This window comes from Dyadobacter sp. HNCC25DJ185 (assembly GCF_056895195.1).
The window spans coordinates 176,050-190,294 of sequence record NZ_JBXHAR010000007.1 but is presented as its reverse complement, the minus strand read 5'-3'; the positions used below and the strand labels follow the sequence as shown (position 1 = coordinate 190,294).

The 14,245-nt window shown below is 45.3% G+C and carries 13 protein-coding genes; 12 read left to right on the top strand and 1 reads right to left on the bottom strand.

The features are described from left to right. The first annotated feature begins 1 nt into the window (after nucleotide 1). The 11 genes from AC1XUF_RS20775 to AC1XUF_RS20725 all read left to right on the top strand — a co-directional run bounded on the left by AC1XUF_RS20775 (nucleotide 2) and on the right by AC1XUF_RS20725 (nucleotide 11,263). Nucleotides 2–697, top strand: coding sequence for a TapB family protein (locus AC1XUF_RS20775; RefSeq protein ID WP_483343750.1), 696 nt, complete (start codon nucleotides 2–4; stop codon nucleotides 695–697). Nucleotides 698–747: 50 nt separating this feature from the next. Further along, nucleotides 748–1,317, top strand: a complete 570-nt coding sequence (gene purN, locus AC1XUF_RS20770) for a phosphoribosylglycinamide formyltransferase (protein ID WP_483343749.1) — start codon at nucleotides 748–750, stop codon at nucleotides 1,315–1,317. A 9-nt stretch (nucleotides 1,318–1,326) separates the two neighbouring features. Next, entirely contained in the window at nucleotides 1,327–2,262 is a 936-nt protein-coding gene (locus tag AC1XUF_RS20765; protein WP_483343748.1) for an EamA family transporter, read from the top strand. A 5-nt stretch (nucleotides 2,263–2,267) separates the two neighbouring features. Further along, complete coding sequence (locus tag AC1XUF_RS20760) at nucleotides 2,268–3,599, top strand: APC family permease (protein WP_483343747.1); 1,332 nt, start codon at nucleotides 2,268–2,270, stop codon at nucleotides 3,597–3,599. Nucleotides 3,600–3,806: 207 nt separating this feature from the next. Then, nucleotides 3,807–4,448, top strand: a complete 642-nt coding sequence (locus AC1XUF_RS20755) for a porin family protein (RefSeq protein WP_483343746.1) — start codon at nucleotides 3,807–3,809, stop codon at nucleotides 4,446–4,448. Between the two features lie 85 nt (nucleotides 4,449–4,533). Next, entirely contained in the window at nucleotides 4,534–5,949 is a 1,416-nt protein-coding gene (locus AC1XUF_RS20750) for an ArnT family glycosyltransferase (RefSeq protein ID WP_483343745.1), read from the top strand. A gap of 35 nt (nucleotides 5,950–5,984) precedes the next feature. Then, a complete protein-coding gene (locus tag AC1XUF_RS20745) occupies nucleotides 5,985–6,338 on the top strand; it encodes a DoxX family protein (RefSeq protein ID WP_483343744.1) in 354 nt (117 codons plus the stop codon). Nucleotides 6,339–6,391: 53 nt separating this feature from the next. Next, nucleotides 6,392–7,720 carry a DEAD/DEAH box helicase gene (locus AC1XUF_RS20740; protein ID WP_483343743.1) on the top strand — a complete coding sequence of 443 codons (1,329 nt, stop codon included), beginning with the start codon at nucleotides 6,392–6,394 and terminating at the stop codon, nucleotides 7,718–7,720. Nucleotides 7,721–7,846: 126 nt separating this feature from the next. Then, a complete protein-coding gene (locus tag AC1XUF_RS20735) occupies nucleotides 7,847–9,442 on the top strand; it encodes a DUF4394 domain-containing protein (protein ID WP_483343742.1) in 1,596 nt (531 codons plus the stop codon). 289 nt (nucleotides 9,443–9,731) lie between these two features. Continuing rightward, on the top strand, nucleotides 9,732–10,430 hold the full coding sequence (locus tag AC1XUF_RS20730) for a ferritin-like domain-containing protein (protein WP_483343741.1): 699 nt from the start codon (nucleotides 9,732–9,734) through the stop codon (nucleotides 10,428–10,430). A gap of 17 nt (nucleotides 10,431–10,447) precedes the next feature. Continuing rightward, on the top strand, nucleotides 10,448–11,263 hold the full coding sequence (locus AC1XUF_RS20725; RefSeq protein ID WP_483343740.1) for a ferritin-like domain-containing protein: 816 nt from the start codon (nucleotides 10,448–10,450) through the stop codon (nucleotides 11,261–11,263). 138 nt (nucleotides 11,264–11,401) lie between these two features. Here the strand turns inward: AC1XUF_RS20725 and hemA are convergent, their stop codons facing one another. After that, a complete protein-coding gene (gene hemA, locus AC1XUF_RS20720; protein ID WP_483343739.1) occupies nucleotides 11,402–12,667 on the bottom strand; it encodes a glutamyl-tRNA reductase in 1,266 nt (421 codons plus the stop codon). Between the two features lie 215 nt (nucleotides 12,668–12,882). Here hemA and AC1XUF_RS20715 point away from each other — a divergent pair, with 215 nt between their 5' ends. After that, a complete protein-coding gene (locus AC1XUF_RS20715) occupies nucleotides 12,883–14,160 on the top strand; it encodes a sensor histidine kinase (protein WP_483344040.1) in 1,278 nt (425 codons plus the stop codon). The last annotated feature ends 85 nt before the right edge of the window (nucleotides 14,161–14,245 follow it).

The window sequence follows — 14,245 nt, the reverse complement described above, 5'->3', positions numbered from 1 at the left end:
TATGAAAAAGCTTTTGTTGTGGTTCGTTCTTTGCCTCTCTGTGCTAAGCTTCCCGACGTGGTCGCAGGATTGCTCGGTGTTTAACCTGAAAGAGGGCTCCGGGTTTGAAATGATTAATTACAACGCAAAAGGAAAGTCTACGGGCACGCTCAACTACAAAGTGGTCAAAATTACCACGGAAGGCGCAAATACGGTTTTCGATGTGGAAATGGAAATGTTCGACGACAAAGGCAAGTCACAGATGAAAAACAATTACCAGCTGACCTGCAATGGAAATGTAATCACGCTGGATGCCCGCTCCATGATCAGCGAAGAGCAACTCAAATCCTTTAAGGATATGGAAATGAAATATACTTACGAAAACATTGAATATCCCACCAAATATAAGGTGGGTGAAAATCTGAAAGATGCCTCGGTCAAAGGAAGCGGGCAATCAGGGCCAATGGCAATTTCCTTCAACTTGTTTATCAAAAACCGCACGGTGGCAAGCCAGGAAAAACTTACCATACCAGCAGGTACCTACGATGCCTACAAAATTACTTCCGACCTGAATATGCAAATTGCAGTGGGCTTTCCGATCAAGGCAGACATGCAAAGTATTTCCTACCGCGCACCAGGGGTGATATGGGACCTTAAAACCGAGACCTATCGCAAAGGTAAGTTAATGGGATACAGCGAACTGAGTAAGGTCTACTGACCATGGCTGCAACCTGCATTTCCCCATCCATATCATTCTAATTCTTTTCAATGAAACGTCTTGCCATTTTTGCCTCCGGCTCAGGATCCAATGCTGAAAACATAAGTGAATATTTTGCAAAAAGAGAAGATGTTGACGTTTCCCTGGTTTTTACCAATAACCCGATGGCGGGGGTGATCAAGCGGGCCTGCAGGCTGCAGATACCTGTGGTGTTTTTTGACAAAAAAACATTCTACCATACCGGAAAAATAACTCAGATACTGCAAAATGAGGGTATAGATCTGATAGTGCTGGCTGGATTTATGATGCTGGTACCGCCTGCGCTCGTAACAACATTTGCGGACAGGATTGTGAACATTCATCCTGCGCTTTTACCCAAATATGGTGGAAAAGGAATGTATGGCCACTATGTCCATGAGGCCGTTATTGAAGCCAAAGATCCGCAATCGGGTATTACCATTCATTTTGTAAATGAACATTACGATGAAGGCAATATTATTTTTCAGGCCACTTGCGACATCGACCCGTCTGACACGCCTGCGGACCTCGAAAAGAAAATTCACACCCTGGAGTATGAACATTATCCCCGTGTAATCGACGAGATACTATCCGCGCAATAATCTCCGGACATGCTTTTCTTCCTGCTGGCTGTTCTATTTACTGTGGCGCTTTACCTGATCATGCGGGCTTATCCGCGTTATCAGGTAGATTCGTTTCATGCCGTGGTGTTTAACTACTATTCCTGTGTAGTGACTGGCTTGTTGCTTACACCTGACCTGTCGGTTTTCAGAGAGGTGCAATGGCAGTCCAGTGGCACGGTGCTTACACTGGCATTGGGGGGTATGTTCGTAACAGCGTTCATGCTGATCGGGCTTACGGCACAAAAAGTGAGCATCACAGCTACTTCACTCGCGGGGAATATGTCCCTGGTGATCCCGGTTATTTTCGGCCTTTTTATTTTTCAGAACAACAATAAAGTCTTCACTCCACTCAACTACGCCGGCCTGGTAGTAGCATTGATCGCGCTGGCTTTAGGTGTTATCCAAAAATCGGGGAAACCTCCGGGACAGCATCAGGGTAATGTGGCTCCCCCGCTTCTTAGTGGTTTGTGGATTTATCCTGTGCTGACATTTCTGGCATCGGGTACCAATAATACGTTGATCAACTATCTCTCGGTTAAATATTACACGCCCGGCCAAACTACGGTTTTCATGATCATTGCCTGTGCTGGTGCCGTACTGATCGGAACTTCGTCTCTGATTTTCAGGATATTTACGCAAAACCAGACATTGAAATGGCGCAGTGTGATCGGCGGGTTGATTTTGGGAGTCCCTAACTTTCTGTCGCTCTATTTTCTATTGCTTGCCCTCGCTTCATTCCGGAATAGCGCAGCCTACGTATTCCCGATTTACAACATACTCACCATGCTCGCTTCGTCGCTTGCCGCATGGCTGATCTACAAGGAGCGGCTGAATGTTTATAACAAATTGGGCCTTTTATTGGCGGTATTGGCTATCTTACTGATCTCCTATCAGGAATTAGGCTTTTTTACCAACAATGTTTAAACCGAATGCCCGAACATTCCAATAAAATCCGTCCTCAAATTGGCCCGTTCGATTTGAGCATGATCGTCATCAGTCTTGTCATTGGCATCGGCATTTTCCGTACGCCAGCCATTGTTGCCAAGCAGGCGGGAAGCCCGGCTATATTCTTTTCCGCGTGGATAGCTGGCGGCATCGTAAGTTTAATTGGGGCATTCGTATTTGCCGAGATTGGCAGCCGCCACCATTTCCCGGGCGGATTTTACAAGCTGATTTCAACGGCGTTTCATCCGCTGTACGCATTTATGATCAACTGGGTCATAGTGCTTACTTATGGTGCCGGCATGGCCGGTGTCGCTTTGATCGGCTCGGAATACATCAATCCGTTGCTACCCGATTTCGCCCACGGTACCCCGGGAATACGGGTGACCGCCATTTTCACCCTGCTGTTTTTTTACATCGTCAATATGCTGGGGATCAAATCGGGTTCAAGGACCCAGAACATACTCAGCAGTTTGAAAATACTGATGATGCTCGTATTGTGCGCCGGCATTTTCTACACACAGCATGGAGGCAGTCACCCAGCTGAACCGGCACCGGCATCCGCAGGGAATTGGCTCACGGCATTTGGGGCGAGCCTGATCGCCGTCTTTTATACATTCGGTGGCTATCAGCAGACACTTAATTTTGGCGGCGACATCAAAGACCCTGTCCGAAACACGCCGCGGGGCATTTTCTTAGGCATGTTCCTGGTTATCGGGCTTTACCTGGTTCTGAACTTTGCTTATTTCAATGTGCTCGGGTTCCAGGCGCTCAGCAAATCCAGCCTGATCGCCGCGGATATGGCCAGGGTGTTGTTCGGGACCTGGGGAGAAACTTTCTTTTCGCTCGCAATTTTCCTTTCAGTACTTGGGTTTATCAATGCTACCATGCTTTCTCTTCCAAGGGTCTACTATGCATTGGCCGACGACAGGATTCTTCCGCCAATTTTCAAGAAAGTAAATTCCAAAACCCAGGTACAGGAATTCGCGCTGACTTTCCTGATCGTGACCACATTGCTTTCCTTGTGGGTGTTGGATACTTTCGAACAGATCGTGAATTACGTGATGTCCGTGGACGGCATTGCGCTGGCCAGCGCAGCTGCAACGCTGTTTGTATTTCGTAAGCAAGCCGGTCAAAACGATCCTCATCAGGGTTTCAAGGTCTGGGGCTATCCCTACCTCCCTGCATTGTTTGTTGCATTCTTACTTGCAGTGGCGGTTAATGTGATTTTCACAGATCCTTTCTCTGCGTTGATCGGATGGAGCCTTTTTCTAGGGGGAGCGCCGTTGTTCTTTATTCTTCAGAAACTTGGCAAATGATACCAGGGCCTGAAAAAGCGTATTCTGAGGGGAACCGATACAATTGTGGACTTATTTCCCCTGTTCTTTGTCCTGAATTTTAAATATAAATATATAAATATGACCCGAAAGTTGGCAAACGCTTAGTCCTCAACCAAAACAGCATTCTAACTTCCCGCTGGTACATCTTTTGTTGACTTGGTTTAACTTTATTTAAACCACACGTCGATGAAAAATTGTATTATTTTACTACTTACAGTGACCATTTTTACCTTGCGGGCACAGGCTCAGGAGAATGTCTCCATTGGTCCGATTGCGGGGGTTTCAATTGCAAATTTCAGAGGTGACATATCCGGTACGGATTGGAAACCAGGAGTGACCTTAGGAGGATTTTATAATTACAGCTCTGAATCAGGATTTGGCTTCAGCGGGCAATTGTTGTTCACCCAGCTCGGGGCGCAAGTGAACAACAAAACCAATGTAACGCGCCTGAATTACATCCAGGCACCATTACTCGCTACATTTTTCTTCGGGAAGTACGGAGCCCGCGTCCGCCCCAAAATTTTCCTGGGACCTAATCTCAATTTTCTCGTTGGTGCAAGGGACAAAAACGGAAACAATATCAACGGTGACTCTAATAACCATGTTTATAGCCCTTTTGACCTTGGACTAACTTTTGGGGGCGGCTTAAATTATCGTCTTCATAACAAAGTTTGGCTGAACTTCGACGCCAGGTACGGTTTGGGTTTGCTGGATGTAACACGACTTGACAATGCGAATATTAAAAATAACAACTGGGGTATCAACGTGGGTCTAAGCTTTCCGCTTGGGACCTACAACCGAAATACGGGAAGGTTCCGTTCTAGATAACACACTATTTTCATGCATCAGAAGGGCATCCGTCATGGACTGCCCTTCTTTCCTTTAGCCGTTCTACAACCGAAAATACGAGGCTGTGCTATACAAGGATTTGTCCAAAATCGTAAGCTGGGGGCTTTTCGCTTCTTTCTTAATTTGCGTGCTCGGCTGGTTCGTCAACTTACCCGAAGGGAGTTCGGCGCGCTATGCTGCAATGTCCATGGAAATGGCGCGTTCGCATGATTACTTCAATTTTGTGGTTTACGACACGACCTATTCCGACAAACCTCCTCTTTTACTCTGGTTATCAAGTCTTTCGATGACGGCTTTGGGGCCAACCCCTATTGCTTACCGGTTGGCCGGACTCTTACCAGATCTGATCGCGCTGTACGCTGTATACCGTTTTTCCAAAATCAACTATTCAAAGGAAGTGGGTTTGCTAGCGACACTCATTCTCGCAACGACCAGGTGTATGTTCTTGCTCAATAACGAGACCGGGCCGGAAAATTATCTGGCGGCATTTTTCATTTTTACGGTATGGCAGCTAACCGAATATCAGCACACCAGGAAATTACAGAACCTCGTCCTATGCTTTTCAGGCGTGGGACTATTACTGTTGTCCAAAGGAACATTGATCAGATCAGAAGGACACTTTATGCCTTTCAAGCTACTGCTGAATATCGCCTGGGCTTTCGCCCCATGGAGCCTGTTTCTTTTTCTAGGGATTTGGAATAGATTAACCAATGCTTTTCGGCTTAAAAGTTCAGAAGCTGGGACAGAAAAAGCCAGCTTGTATGCATTCTTGATTCCTTTTATCCTGCTTTCGCTAAGCCCTTTTCAGTCTGCTCATGACGATTTCATTGTTTATACGCTTGCCGCAGTCATTACAGCAGACTATATCATCAAATACATTTCCCGGCAGGCCCAAGTAACAAGGCATATCTATGTTATCCAAATCATACTTTCCTATTTGATCATTTCAGGGCTTTTCTATCTTGTATGGTTTCCGTTCCCCGAAAATAATTATTACGGTCTGATCCATTTCATGGCACTGTCAGGCGTCTTCACGTGGCTGGTGTTTTTCTCCGGGCTCAGGAATAAACTTGTAATTTCCTGCACCGTTCTCGCAATCGGTTCCAATCTGGTCTTAAACAGCTACTATCTTCCTAACCTCGCGACTTATCAAGCCGGCGCCCGGCTTGGTCTGCTGGCAAAAGAAGATGGTGTCCAAACAGGAAAACTTTTCACCTATTATGCCGGGAGCCCGGCTTCGCTGCATTTTTATTCCGGCACATCCGTTCAGGAGAAAGACAACTTCAAAGCCCTGGTTAGCATCAGAAACTGTTGGGTCTATACACACGAGTCATTTCTGAACGAATTCATTGCATCCCGTCCGGACCTGAAAATCATTGGAAGAAACCCCGATTTTACAGATAAAACCCTGGATATTACCTTTCTTAATCCAAAAACCAGGGAAGCAGCGATCAAAAAAATGATACTGATCCGAATGTAAATCCCGACCTTGCTTCTGATGCAAACAAACTGGTAATGAAAGAAATCGGAATATGCCTAATGGCCTTACTGTATCTGCTCGCCGGAACTATGCACTTCGTTCGCCCCGGCATTTTTGTGAAAATTGTACCTCCCTACTTGCCTTATCCTCTTCAGCTGGTGTACCTAAGCGGGTTTTGTGAGATCATTTTTGCGTTGCTGTTGATCATCCCGGGTACAAGGCAAACAGGCGCATGGCTGATTATCCTGCTTCTTTTTGCAGTATTCCCTGCGAACATTCAGATGACGCTTGATTTTTATCACCAAAAGAACCCCTACCTCTGGCTTACGGCCCTGCGACTCCCTTTGCAGTTTGCACTGATGTACTGGGCCTGGATATACACCCGCTGACTCATGACTATGGAAGATTAGACGTAACTTTGCTGTTCATTTTGAACAGGGTTATGACTTTTGAAGAATTAAATCTCACAAAACCTTTATTGAGGGCACTCTCTGAATCGGGTTATACGACACCAACAACCATCCAGCACAAGGTATTTTCGGTAATGATGTCTGGGAAAGACGTTTGCGGAATTGCACAAACAGGGACCGGGAAAACGTTTGCCTATCTATTGCCAACGCTCCGTCAGCTGGAGTTTTCAAAAGATCGCTTGCCGCAGCTGCTTGTATTGGTGCCTACCCGTGAGCTTGTGGTCCAGGTGGTGGAGGAAGTACGGAAATTGGCCACCTATATGAATGTTCAGGTGGTAGGGGCGTATGGAGGGGGCAATATCAAAGTCCAGATGGCCGAGCTGAAAGAAGGGGCAGACGTAGTTGTAGCAACGCCAGGCAGGTTGTTTGATCTCGCCCTCAATGGTTCCTTAAAAACCAAGGCGATCAAAAAGCTGGTTATCGACGAGGTGGATGAAATGCTGAACCTGGGATTCCGGACCCAGCTTAAAAATATACTTGACTTATTGCCGCAAAAAAGACAAAACCTGCTTTTCTCAGCGACCTTAACGGATGAAGTAGAAGCATTAATGCAAACTTACTTCAATAACCCGGTACGTGTGGAAGCCGCCCCGGTAGGTACACCATTGGATAATATTGAACAGCAGGCTTATTACGTTCCCAATTTTTATACGAAAGTCAACCTGATCGACTTACTCTTGGAGGAGCATGAGGATATGAACAAAGTATTGGTCTTTGTGGCCACCAAGAAACTGGCCGACCAGCTTTTCGGACAGCTGGAGCTTGGTTTTTTGAATAAGATCGGGGTTATCCATTCCAATAAGGAGCAAAATCACCGTTTTAATACCATCAGGCAGTTTCATGATGGAACCTACCGTTTGCTGATTGCAACCGATATTATCGCCAGAGGCCTGGACGTAGCCGAGGTATCCCACGTCATCAACTTCGATATACCTGAAACCCCCGAAAACTATATACACCGGATCGGGAGAACAGGCCGCGCCGACAAAAAAGGGGTTGCCATATCCTTTGTCACTGAGAAAGACAAGGACTGGCAGTTACAGATTGAAGAATTAATGGATTATCAAATCCCAGTTCTTCCCTTGCCCGAAAATCTCAAAATCTCAGAGATACTCACGCCGGACGAGGAGCCTAAAATTTTCATGAAAGACATACAGGTCAAGTTGCCCAAAAGAGAGTCCGTGGGTGCAGCATTTCACGAAAAAATCGCTAAAAATAAAAAGGTTAACGTTCGCCGTGACCACGCAAAAGAAAAAATGCAGAAGTACGGAAAGCCAATTAAGCGATCCGGAAAAAAATAGATAGATTAAAAAAGAATTAAAATATCAATTTTTGAATTAAAATTAAATTAAAAAGGAGTGATCTGACCAGATGGTTTGGGCGTATGTGACACGTTAGTCCTATTTCTCAATTCAAATCAAACGGATATGAAAATCTCTAAATTATTCGGGGTCAGTTTCGCTGTCCCCCTACTTTTTTTTGCATTGGTTGTAACCAACCAATCGTGTACTGATGGCCAGGTTGAAAAACAAGCAGCCCCCAATCAGGGCCAACCCGGTTCACTTCGAACCCTTGCGGAGCAAACCTTCTACGCCTTGACGGAAAACAATACGCTTTATGAGTTAAATGTACAGAACCCAGGGTCGCCCATCAGGACAGTTCAGGTTCAAGGTCTTGAGGCGGGAGAACGGCTTTTAGGTATTGATTTTCGTCCTGCCACTGGACAACTCTATGCCGTAGGAAATAAAAACCATCTCTATATCATTAACCTGAGGAGTGACATGAACCCGGGCAAGGCTAGCATCATCAGCCCCGTCCCATTCAATCCAGGCATTTCAGGACCAGAAGTGGTCGGCTTCGACTTCAACCCAACAGTTGATAAAATCAGGCTGGTAAGTAATACAGCACAGAACCTTAGGCTTCACCCTGAAACCGGCGCACTTGTGGCCGAAGATGGCTATTTGAAAGGATACAATAATGTAATGATTGCAGCTGCAGCTTACACCAACAATTTCGCGGGTGCTACTTCCACGCAATTGTATGACATCGATCCGATTGCAGACAAACTTTTGCTTCAGATGCCTCCCAATGACGGTATCCTGCAGACAATAGGGGCATTGGGAAAGGATATCACGGACGTGGGAGGGTTTGATATCTCCTCAAGCTCAGGTAGCGCAATCGCATCGGTACTGGTGAACGGCACCTGGGAATTAGATGAGGTAAACCTTACTACGGGTGCATTGACAAAGATCGGAAATATGCCATCTGGTCGTATTACCGGTATAGCAATACCCACCAATCCTGTCGCGTATGCAGTCGATGCATCTAATAAGCTTCTCATATTCAATCCAATGAACCCGGGTACGCGTGTCGAAAAAATGATAACCGGTCTTCCTGCGAAAACTACCATAGAGGGGATTGACATTCGCCCCGCTGACGGTCGTTTGTACGCATTTGGTTCTGATGCCAAACTATATACCATCGATTTGGGGAGTGGGGCAGCACGGTTCCTGACCGAATTACACGATATGAATGATCCTACTTTCAAAGTGACAGGTACCAGCTTTGGTGTGGATTTCAACCCGGTTGCGGACAGGCTACGCCTGGTAACCAATACGGGCCAAAACCTGAGGATCAATGTGGGTAACGGCATCACCCTGGTGGACAAATCCCTCAACCTCATTCCCGGTCCGGGAACGCCGAATATCAATGGAGCGGCATATACAAACAGTTTTGCGGGCACAACCGCCACGGTGCTTTATGATATAGATAGCGAGTCGAATACACTTTTCAAACAAAATCCGCCGAATGACGGAGGCTTAGAAAAAATCGGGCTGCTGGGGGTTGATATTGAAGCTGCCAACGGATTCGATATCGGCAATACGACGGGTACGGCCTACGCAATACTCACGGTTGGGGGTAGTACCGGAATATACTCGATCAACCTGGCTACGGGTGCAGCGACTAAAATGTCGGATTTTGCGGGACCGGTAAAAGGATTTGCATTAGGTTCCGGATTATAGGAATATCAGCTTCGTATAGAGTCGAATTGTCGGGTCCGACAATTCGACTCTTTTTTATTTCCACGTCTGTCATAAAAAATTTTCTACCCCAATCAATATTCAAATAACACAACGATTTGAGAGACAATAATTCAGTTTCATTAAATAAATACAATACTAAAACCTGCACATTTTCGCTTCCGCAAAATATTTTATTACGCATGCAATCCAAGTTTGATTTGACGCCGTAAGTCTCCGTGAATGCGATTCCTCATAAGATTTCATTTGCACACAAACTAAACAAACGATTATGAAAAAAACCTTAACGCAATTCTCTGATCCTTCAGACAGCGCTATGCTATCGAAAGTGAACAGACGCTATTTTTTAAGATCGGCGGGAGTGGCGGCTACCACGGGCGCGTTCATTCTGGGGGCTTGTACCGAACAAGACCTCATGTCCGACGATACTGTTGATCTGGGGTCAGGAGATATCGGGATACTTAACTATGCATACGCTCTCGAACAACTTGAAGCCGCATTTTACACCCAGGTAATGATGACACCGTATCTCAACATGACAGATATGGAAAAATGGATCCTGACAGATATCCGTGACCATGAAATTGTTCACAGAGAGTTCTTCAAAGCAGCACTGGGAGATAAGGCGATCAAAGGGCTCACCCCTAACTTTTCGCAAATAGACTTTCAAAGCCGCACGAGTGTATTAGGTGCAGCCAAGTTGTTTGAAGATACTGGTGTAGCTGCTTATAATGGAGCAGGAAAACTGATCAAAGATGTTAACTATCTGTTAGTTGCAGGTAAAATCGTTTCCGTTGAAGCAAGACATGCTTCAGCGATTGCTGACCTGATTAATCCGAATGCATTGGAATTTGCCAATGGCCAGATCAATGACATGGGATTGGAACACGCCTATTCTCCATCTGTTATTCTTGACGGAGTTTCGCCATTTGTTATGGATAAAATCAGTGGTAAAAATCTGCCTAAGTAATTCTAAAAAACACAGACATGGACATCTTTAAAATATTAGATAGCATTCAAAAAGTTGACGGTGACGCAGCAGGACGCCTTGCGCATTCTACCCGCCGTATGTTTATGAACCGTGTAAGCAGCAAGCTTGCCGCCGTAGCAGTTCCAACCGTTTTCGCATCAATCGTTAACAAAGCTTATGCAGATACCCCTTCAGTAACTGACATTCTGAACTTCGCATTGACGCTTGAATATTTAGAAGAGACATTTTACTTCCAGGCTAATAAGATTACCGGCTTGATCCCGGGAGAATATTCACTGGTATTTCAGCAGATCGAAAAACACGAAACGCAACACGTTTACTTTCTGCAGGCGGCTTTAGGTGCAGCTGCTGTGAAACGTCCGACTTTCGATTTTACTTATGGAGGCGCTTTCGCTGACATCTGGCATAATTTCAAAACATTTATCACCGTTTCGGCAGCGTTGGAAGATACTGGTGTACGTGCCTACAAAGGCCAGGCAGGAAATCTGATATCCGCACCTCAAATTCTTGAGTATGCATTGCAAGTACATTCTGTTGAAGCCCGTCACGCTTCTCTCGTGAGAAGAATTATCGGTCACATGAACAATGATCCGATGATGAAAGGATGGATCACACAGGCCAAAGGATTCCCTCCTGCTGTTTATGCAGGGGAAACTCCTGAATCAAATACGGTACATGCCGGTTTGGATGCATCTACACTTCCAGGTATTGGAATGATTTCAAAGGATAACGTGACAGAAGCTTTCGATGAACCATTGACTATGGCTGAGGTATTGGCCATCGCGGGTCCATTTATTGTAAAGCCAGGTTAAAAGGCACAATTAATTATTGTGGAGGGTAAGGTAATACTTAGAGAGGATGGCAAGATGCCATCCTCTCTTTTTTATTCGGGAAAAAAAAGGCCCGCTGAAATAATTCCAACGGGCGTAATAATTAAGAAATGCATTTTTTTAATGGTCTGACGTTTCCTTTTCCAGGTTAAAGAGGTCATTCAATACATCTATCAAAGTTTCCGCCTCACCCCTCTTGCAGGCCGCTTTCAACTGCAATACAGGAAGTTTCAGGATTTTTTGCATCATGCTCGTTGTGATGCGTTCTACCTTTTCCAGCTCAGAATCACTCAGGTTTTTGGTAAAACGGGTTAGCTCTTCTTTACGAATCTGCTCCAAAGCGCTTTTCAGTTTCTGAATAGTCGGCGAGACAATCATCTCCCTTGACCAGTCATTAAATTCCAGTATTGCTTCATCTATGATCTCTCTGACCTGCGGGACTGCTGCCAGCCTGCGATGAAGAGCTTCATCTGCCTTGGAACGGATTGAATCAATAGTATAAAGCATGACGCCGGGAATCTCCTCTACTTCCGGTGATACGCTACGGGGAACTGATAGGTCGATAAAATATTTAAACGACATACCCCGAAGCCGCACCATCATTTCTTTTGTAAAAAAAGGCTCGTCGCGACGAACAGATGATACGATAATATCAGCTTGAGTGACTTCGGATTCAATATCAGCAAAATCAGCCACACGAAAACCCAGCTCTTTGCCCAAGTCCTCAGCCCTGCTGCGCGAACGATTGATCAATGTTACTTCCGTACCCGCCTTTTGAGACAAATTGCGGCAAACATCTGCTCCTATTTCTCCTAACCCCACCACTAAGACTTTTGGGTTAGGCATCAATCCTTCCAGCAAATCTACTGCTGCATAGGAAACCGATGCAGCACCATCGCGAAAGAAAGTCTCTTGGGCAACTCTTTTGTTCGCAAAAAATATAGTATGCAGCAAACGGTGTAAAAACGGGCCGGCCATATTGAGATCCGCCGACCATTGGTAAGCATGCTTGATCTGGTTGGGGATCTGCATATCACCCACAACCTGGGATTGCAAGCCCGTAGCTACCTGAAATAAGTGCTGCACTGCCGCCTCGGCGTGAGCAAATTTCTCGAAGTATGCTTTAAAGGATTCGATATCTGTAACCCCTTTTTCGATCAAAAGAAGCTTAATAATTTCCTCGTTCAGGTCTGAAGAGGAAGAATAGTATATTTCTGTACGGTTGCAGGTCGAAACTGCCAACACGTCGGATACATCAAAGAAATCTTTGAGACGAAGCATAATGCCCTTCGCTTCCGCCTCATTCAATGCAAGCTGTTCCCTGATAGCAAGAGGAGCATTCCGATGTGATAAACTTACTGACTTAAACTGATACTGATTATACATCACTTGGTCTGATTCAATGCGCAAAAATACGGCACAAAATTCCAATAGAAAAGTGAAACAATGACCGGTTGATTATTTAGAAATCGTATAAATAGTTTCATTGAACGTTGCCCGGCGATTATAACTGAAAGGATCAAAAACGGCTAAGCACAAATATTTTACGTTATTTGTATCAGATAACATTAACGTCGGGATTTGGGTGCCCGGCTGAGCAAATGATCCGCGAAACTTCAAAGCAGAAACCAAAATTCCGTCTTCATCCCACAGCTATTCTAAATAGTCAGCGGCTACGCAGCTCCCTGATGGATACGTATGACCAGAAGAGCTTTTACAAGTATATCATTGGCGTTATTTTGCTTGCGCTCAGCATTGGATCACTCTTCTACACCGATAAGCTGGTGGAAGAACTTGAACAGCGCGAAGAGCGGGAAGTTCAACTCTATGCTGAAGGACTTCGTTATGTTGTAAACAGCCCTTTTGATGAAAACTTCAATGTGGTTTATCAAGTAATCCAGGATGCTGTTAATTTTTATCAGATCCCTGCGATTTATGTGGATGAAAACAACCTCGCAAACCCAAACCTCAATATTAAATTTCCAAAAAAAGTAAGTCCACAGGAGCGCGAGCGCATTATTGCGGAAAAACTGGCAGAAATGAAACTGGAACATCCACCTATTACAGTCGATATCGGAAAAGGGCGGACAGGCTACATTTACTATAGCAACTCATTTCTGCTTACCCAGCTCAGGTATTATCCGTTCCTGCAGCTGTCTGTCATGCTGCTGATTGGTTATCTGGCCTACCTGGCATTCAGCTCGGCACGGAAAGCAGAGCAGAACAGGGTCTGGGTCGGTCTGGCAAAAGAGACGGCACACCAATTGGGTACCCCACTATCCTCGTTGATGGCTTGGGTAGAGTATTTCCGGAGTGACCCCGCAATTGATCCTTCCATTGCCGAAGAGATCGAGAAGGATGTAATACGCCTTGAAATGATCACAACGCGATTCTCTAATATCGGATCTGTCCCGACGCTCAAAGAAGAGCCTATTGCTGAACTGGTTACTAATTTCATTGGATACCTTGAAAAGCGGGTTTCGTCGAAAGTCAAGTTTACGGTTTATAACCAGCTCGCCGTTGAGCAAACCGCTCGCTTGAATAAAAACCTGTTTGAATGGGTGATTGAAAACATCTGCAAGAATGCTGTGGATGCCATGGGAGGTATTGGAGAAATCAATGTGACCCTACAGGCCCCTCCGCAGACCAAGGAAATCTGGATCGATATCGCGGACACTGGCAAGGGAATGACGAAGGCAAATATGAATAAGATCTTCAATCCGGGCTTCAGCACTAAAAAGAGGGGCTGGGGATTGGGTTTGACCCTAGCCAAAAGGATTATTGAAAATTATCATTCGGGCAAGCTTTTTGTCAAAAGCTCGGAAGTTGGTAAGGGAACTACTTTCAGGATCTCTCTGGGAGCAGATATTATTGAATAGCAGATTCTTTTTTGTGTAAGAAGTATATGACGTATTTCGACCGTGCAACAACTACCGCTTAATAAGTAATACACAATAGATCAAA

Coding starts and splice junctions, on each gene's coding strand:
- AC1XUF_RS20765 (WP_483343748.1), top strand. CDS start 1,327: ATGCTTTTCTTCCTGCTGGCTGTTCTATTTACTGTGGCGCTTTACCTG.
- AC1XUF_RS20730 (WP_483343741.1), top strand. CDS start 9,732: ATGAAAAAAACCTTAACGCAATTCTCTGATCCTTCAGACAGCGCTATG.
- AC1XUF_RS20760 (WP_483343747.1), top strand. CDS start 2,268: ATGCCCGAACATTCCAATAAAATCCGTCCTCAAATTGGCCCGTTCGAT.
- AC1XUF_RS20715 (WP_483344040.1), top strand. CDS start 12,883: ATGATCCGCGAAACTTCAAAGCAGAAACCAAAATTCCGTCTTCATCCC.
- hemA (WP_483343739.1), bottom strand. CDS start 12,667: ATGTATAATCAGTATCAGTTTAAGTCAGTAAGTTTATCACATCGGAAT.
- AC1XUF_RS20740 (WP_483343743.1), top strand. CDS start 6,392: ATGACTTTTGAAGAATTAAATCTCACAAAACCTTTATTGAGGGCACTC.
- purN (WP_483343749.1), top strand. CDS start 748: ATGAAACGTCTTGCCATTTTTGCCTCCGGCTCAGGATCCAATGCTGAA.
- AC1XUF_RS20775 (WP_483343750.1), top strand. CDS start 2: ATGAAAAAGCTTTTGTTGTGGTTCGTTCTTTGCCTCTCTGTGCTAAGC.
- AC1XUF_RS20735 (WP_483343742.1), top strand. CDS start 7,847: ATGAAAATCTCTAAATTATTCGGGGTCAGTTTCGCTGTCCCCCTACTT.
- AC1XUF_RS20745 (WP_483343744.1), top strand. CDS start 5,985: ATGAAAGAAATCGGAATATGCCTAATGGCCTTACTGTATCTGCTCGCC.
- AC1XUF_RS20755 (WP_483343746.1), top strand. CDS start 3,807: ATGAAAAATTGTATTATTTTACTACTTACAGTGACCATTTTTACCTTG.
- AC1XUF_RS20725 (WP_483343740.1), top strand. CDS start 10,448: ATGGACATCTTTAAAATATTAGATAGCATTCAAAAAGTTGACGGTGAC.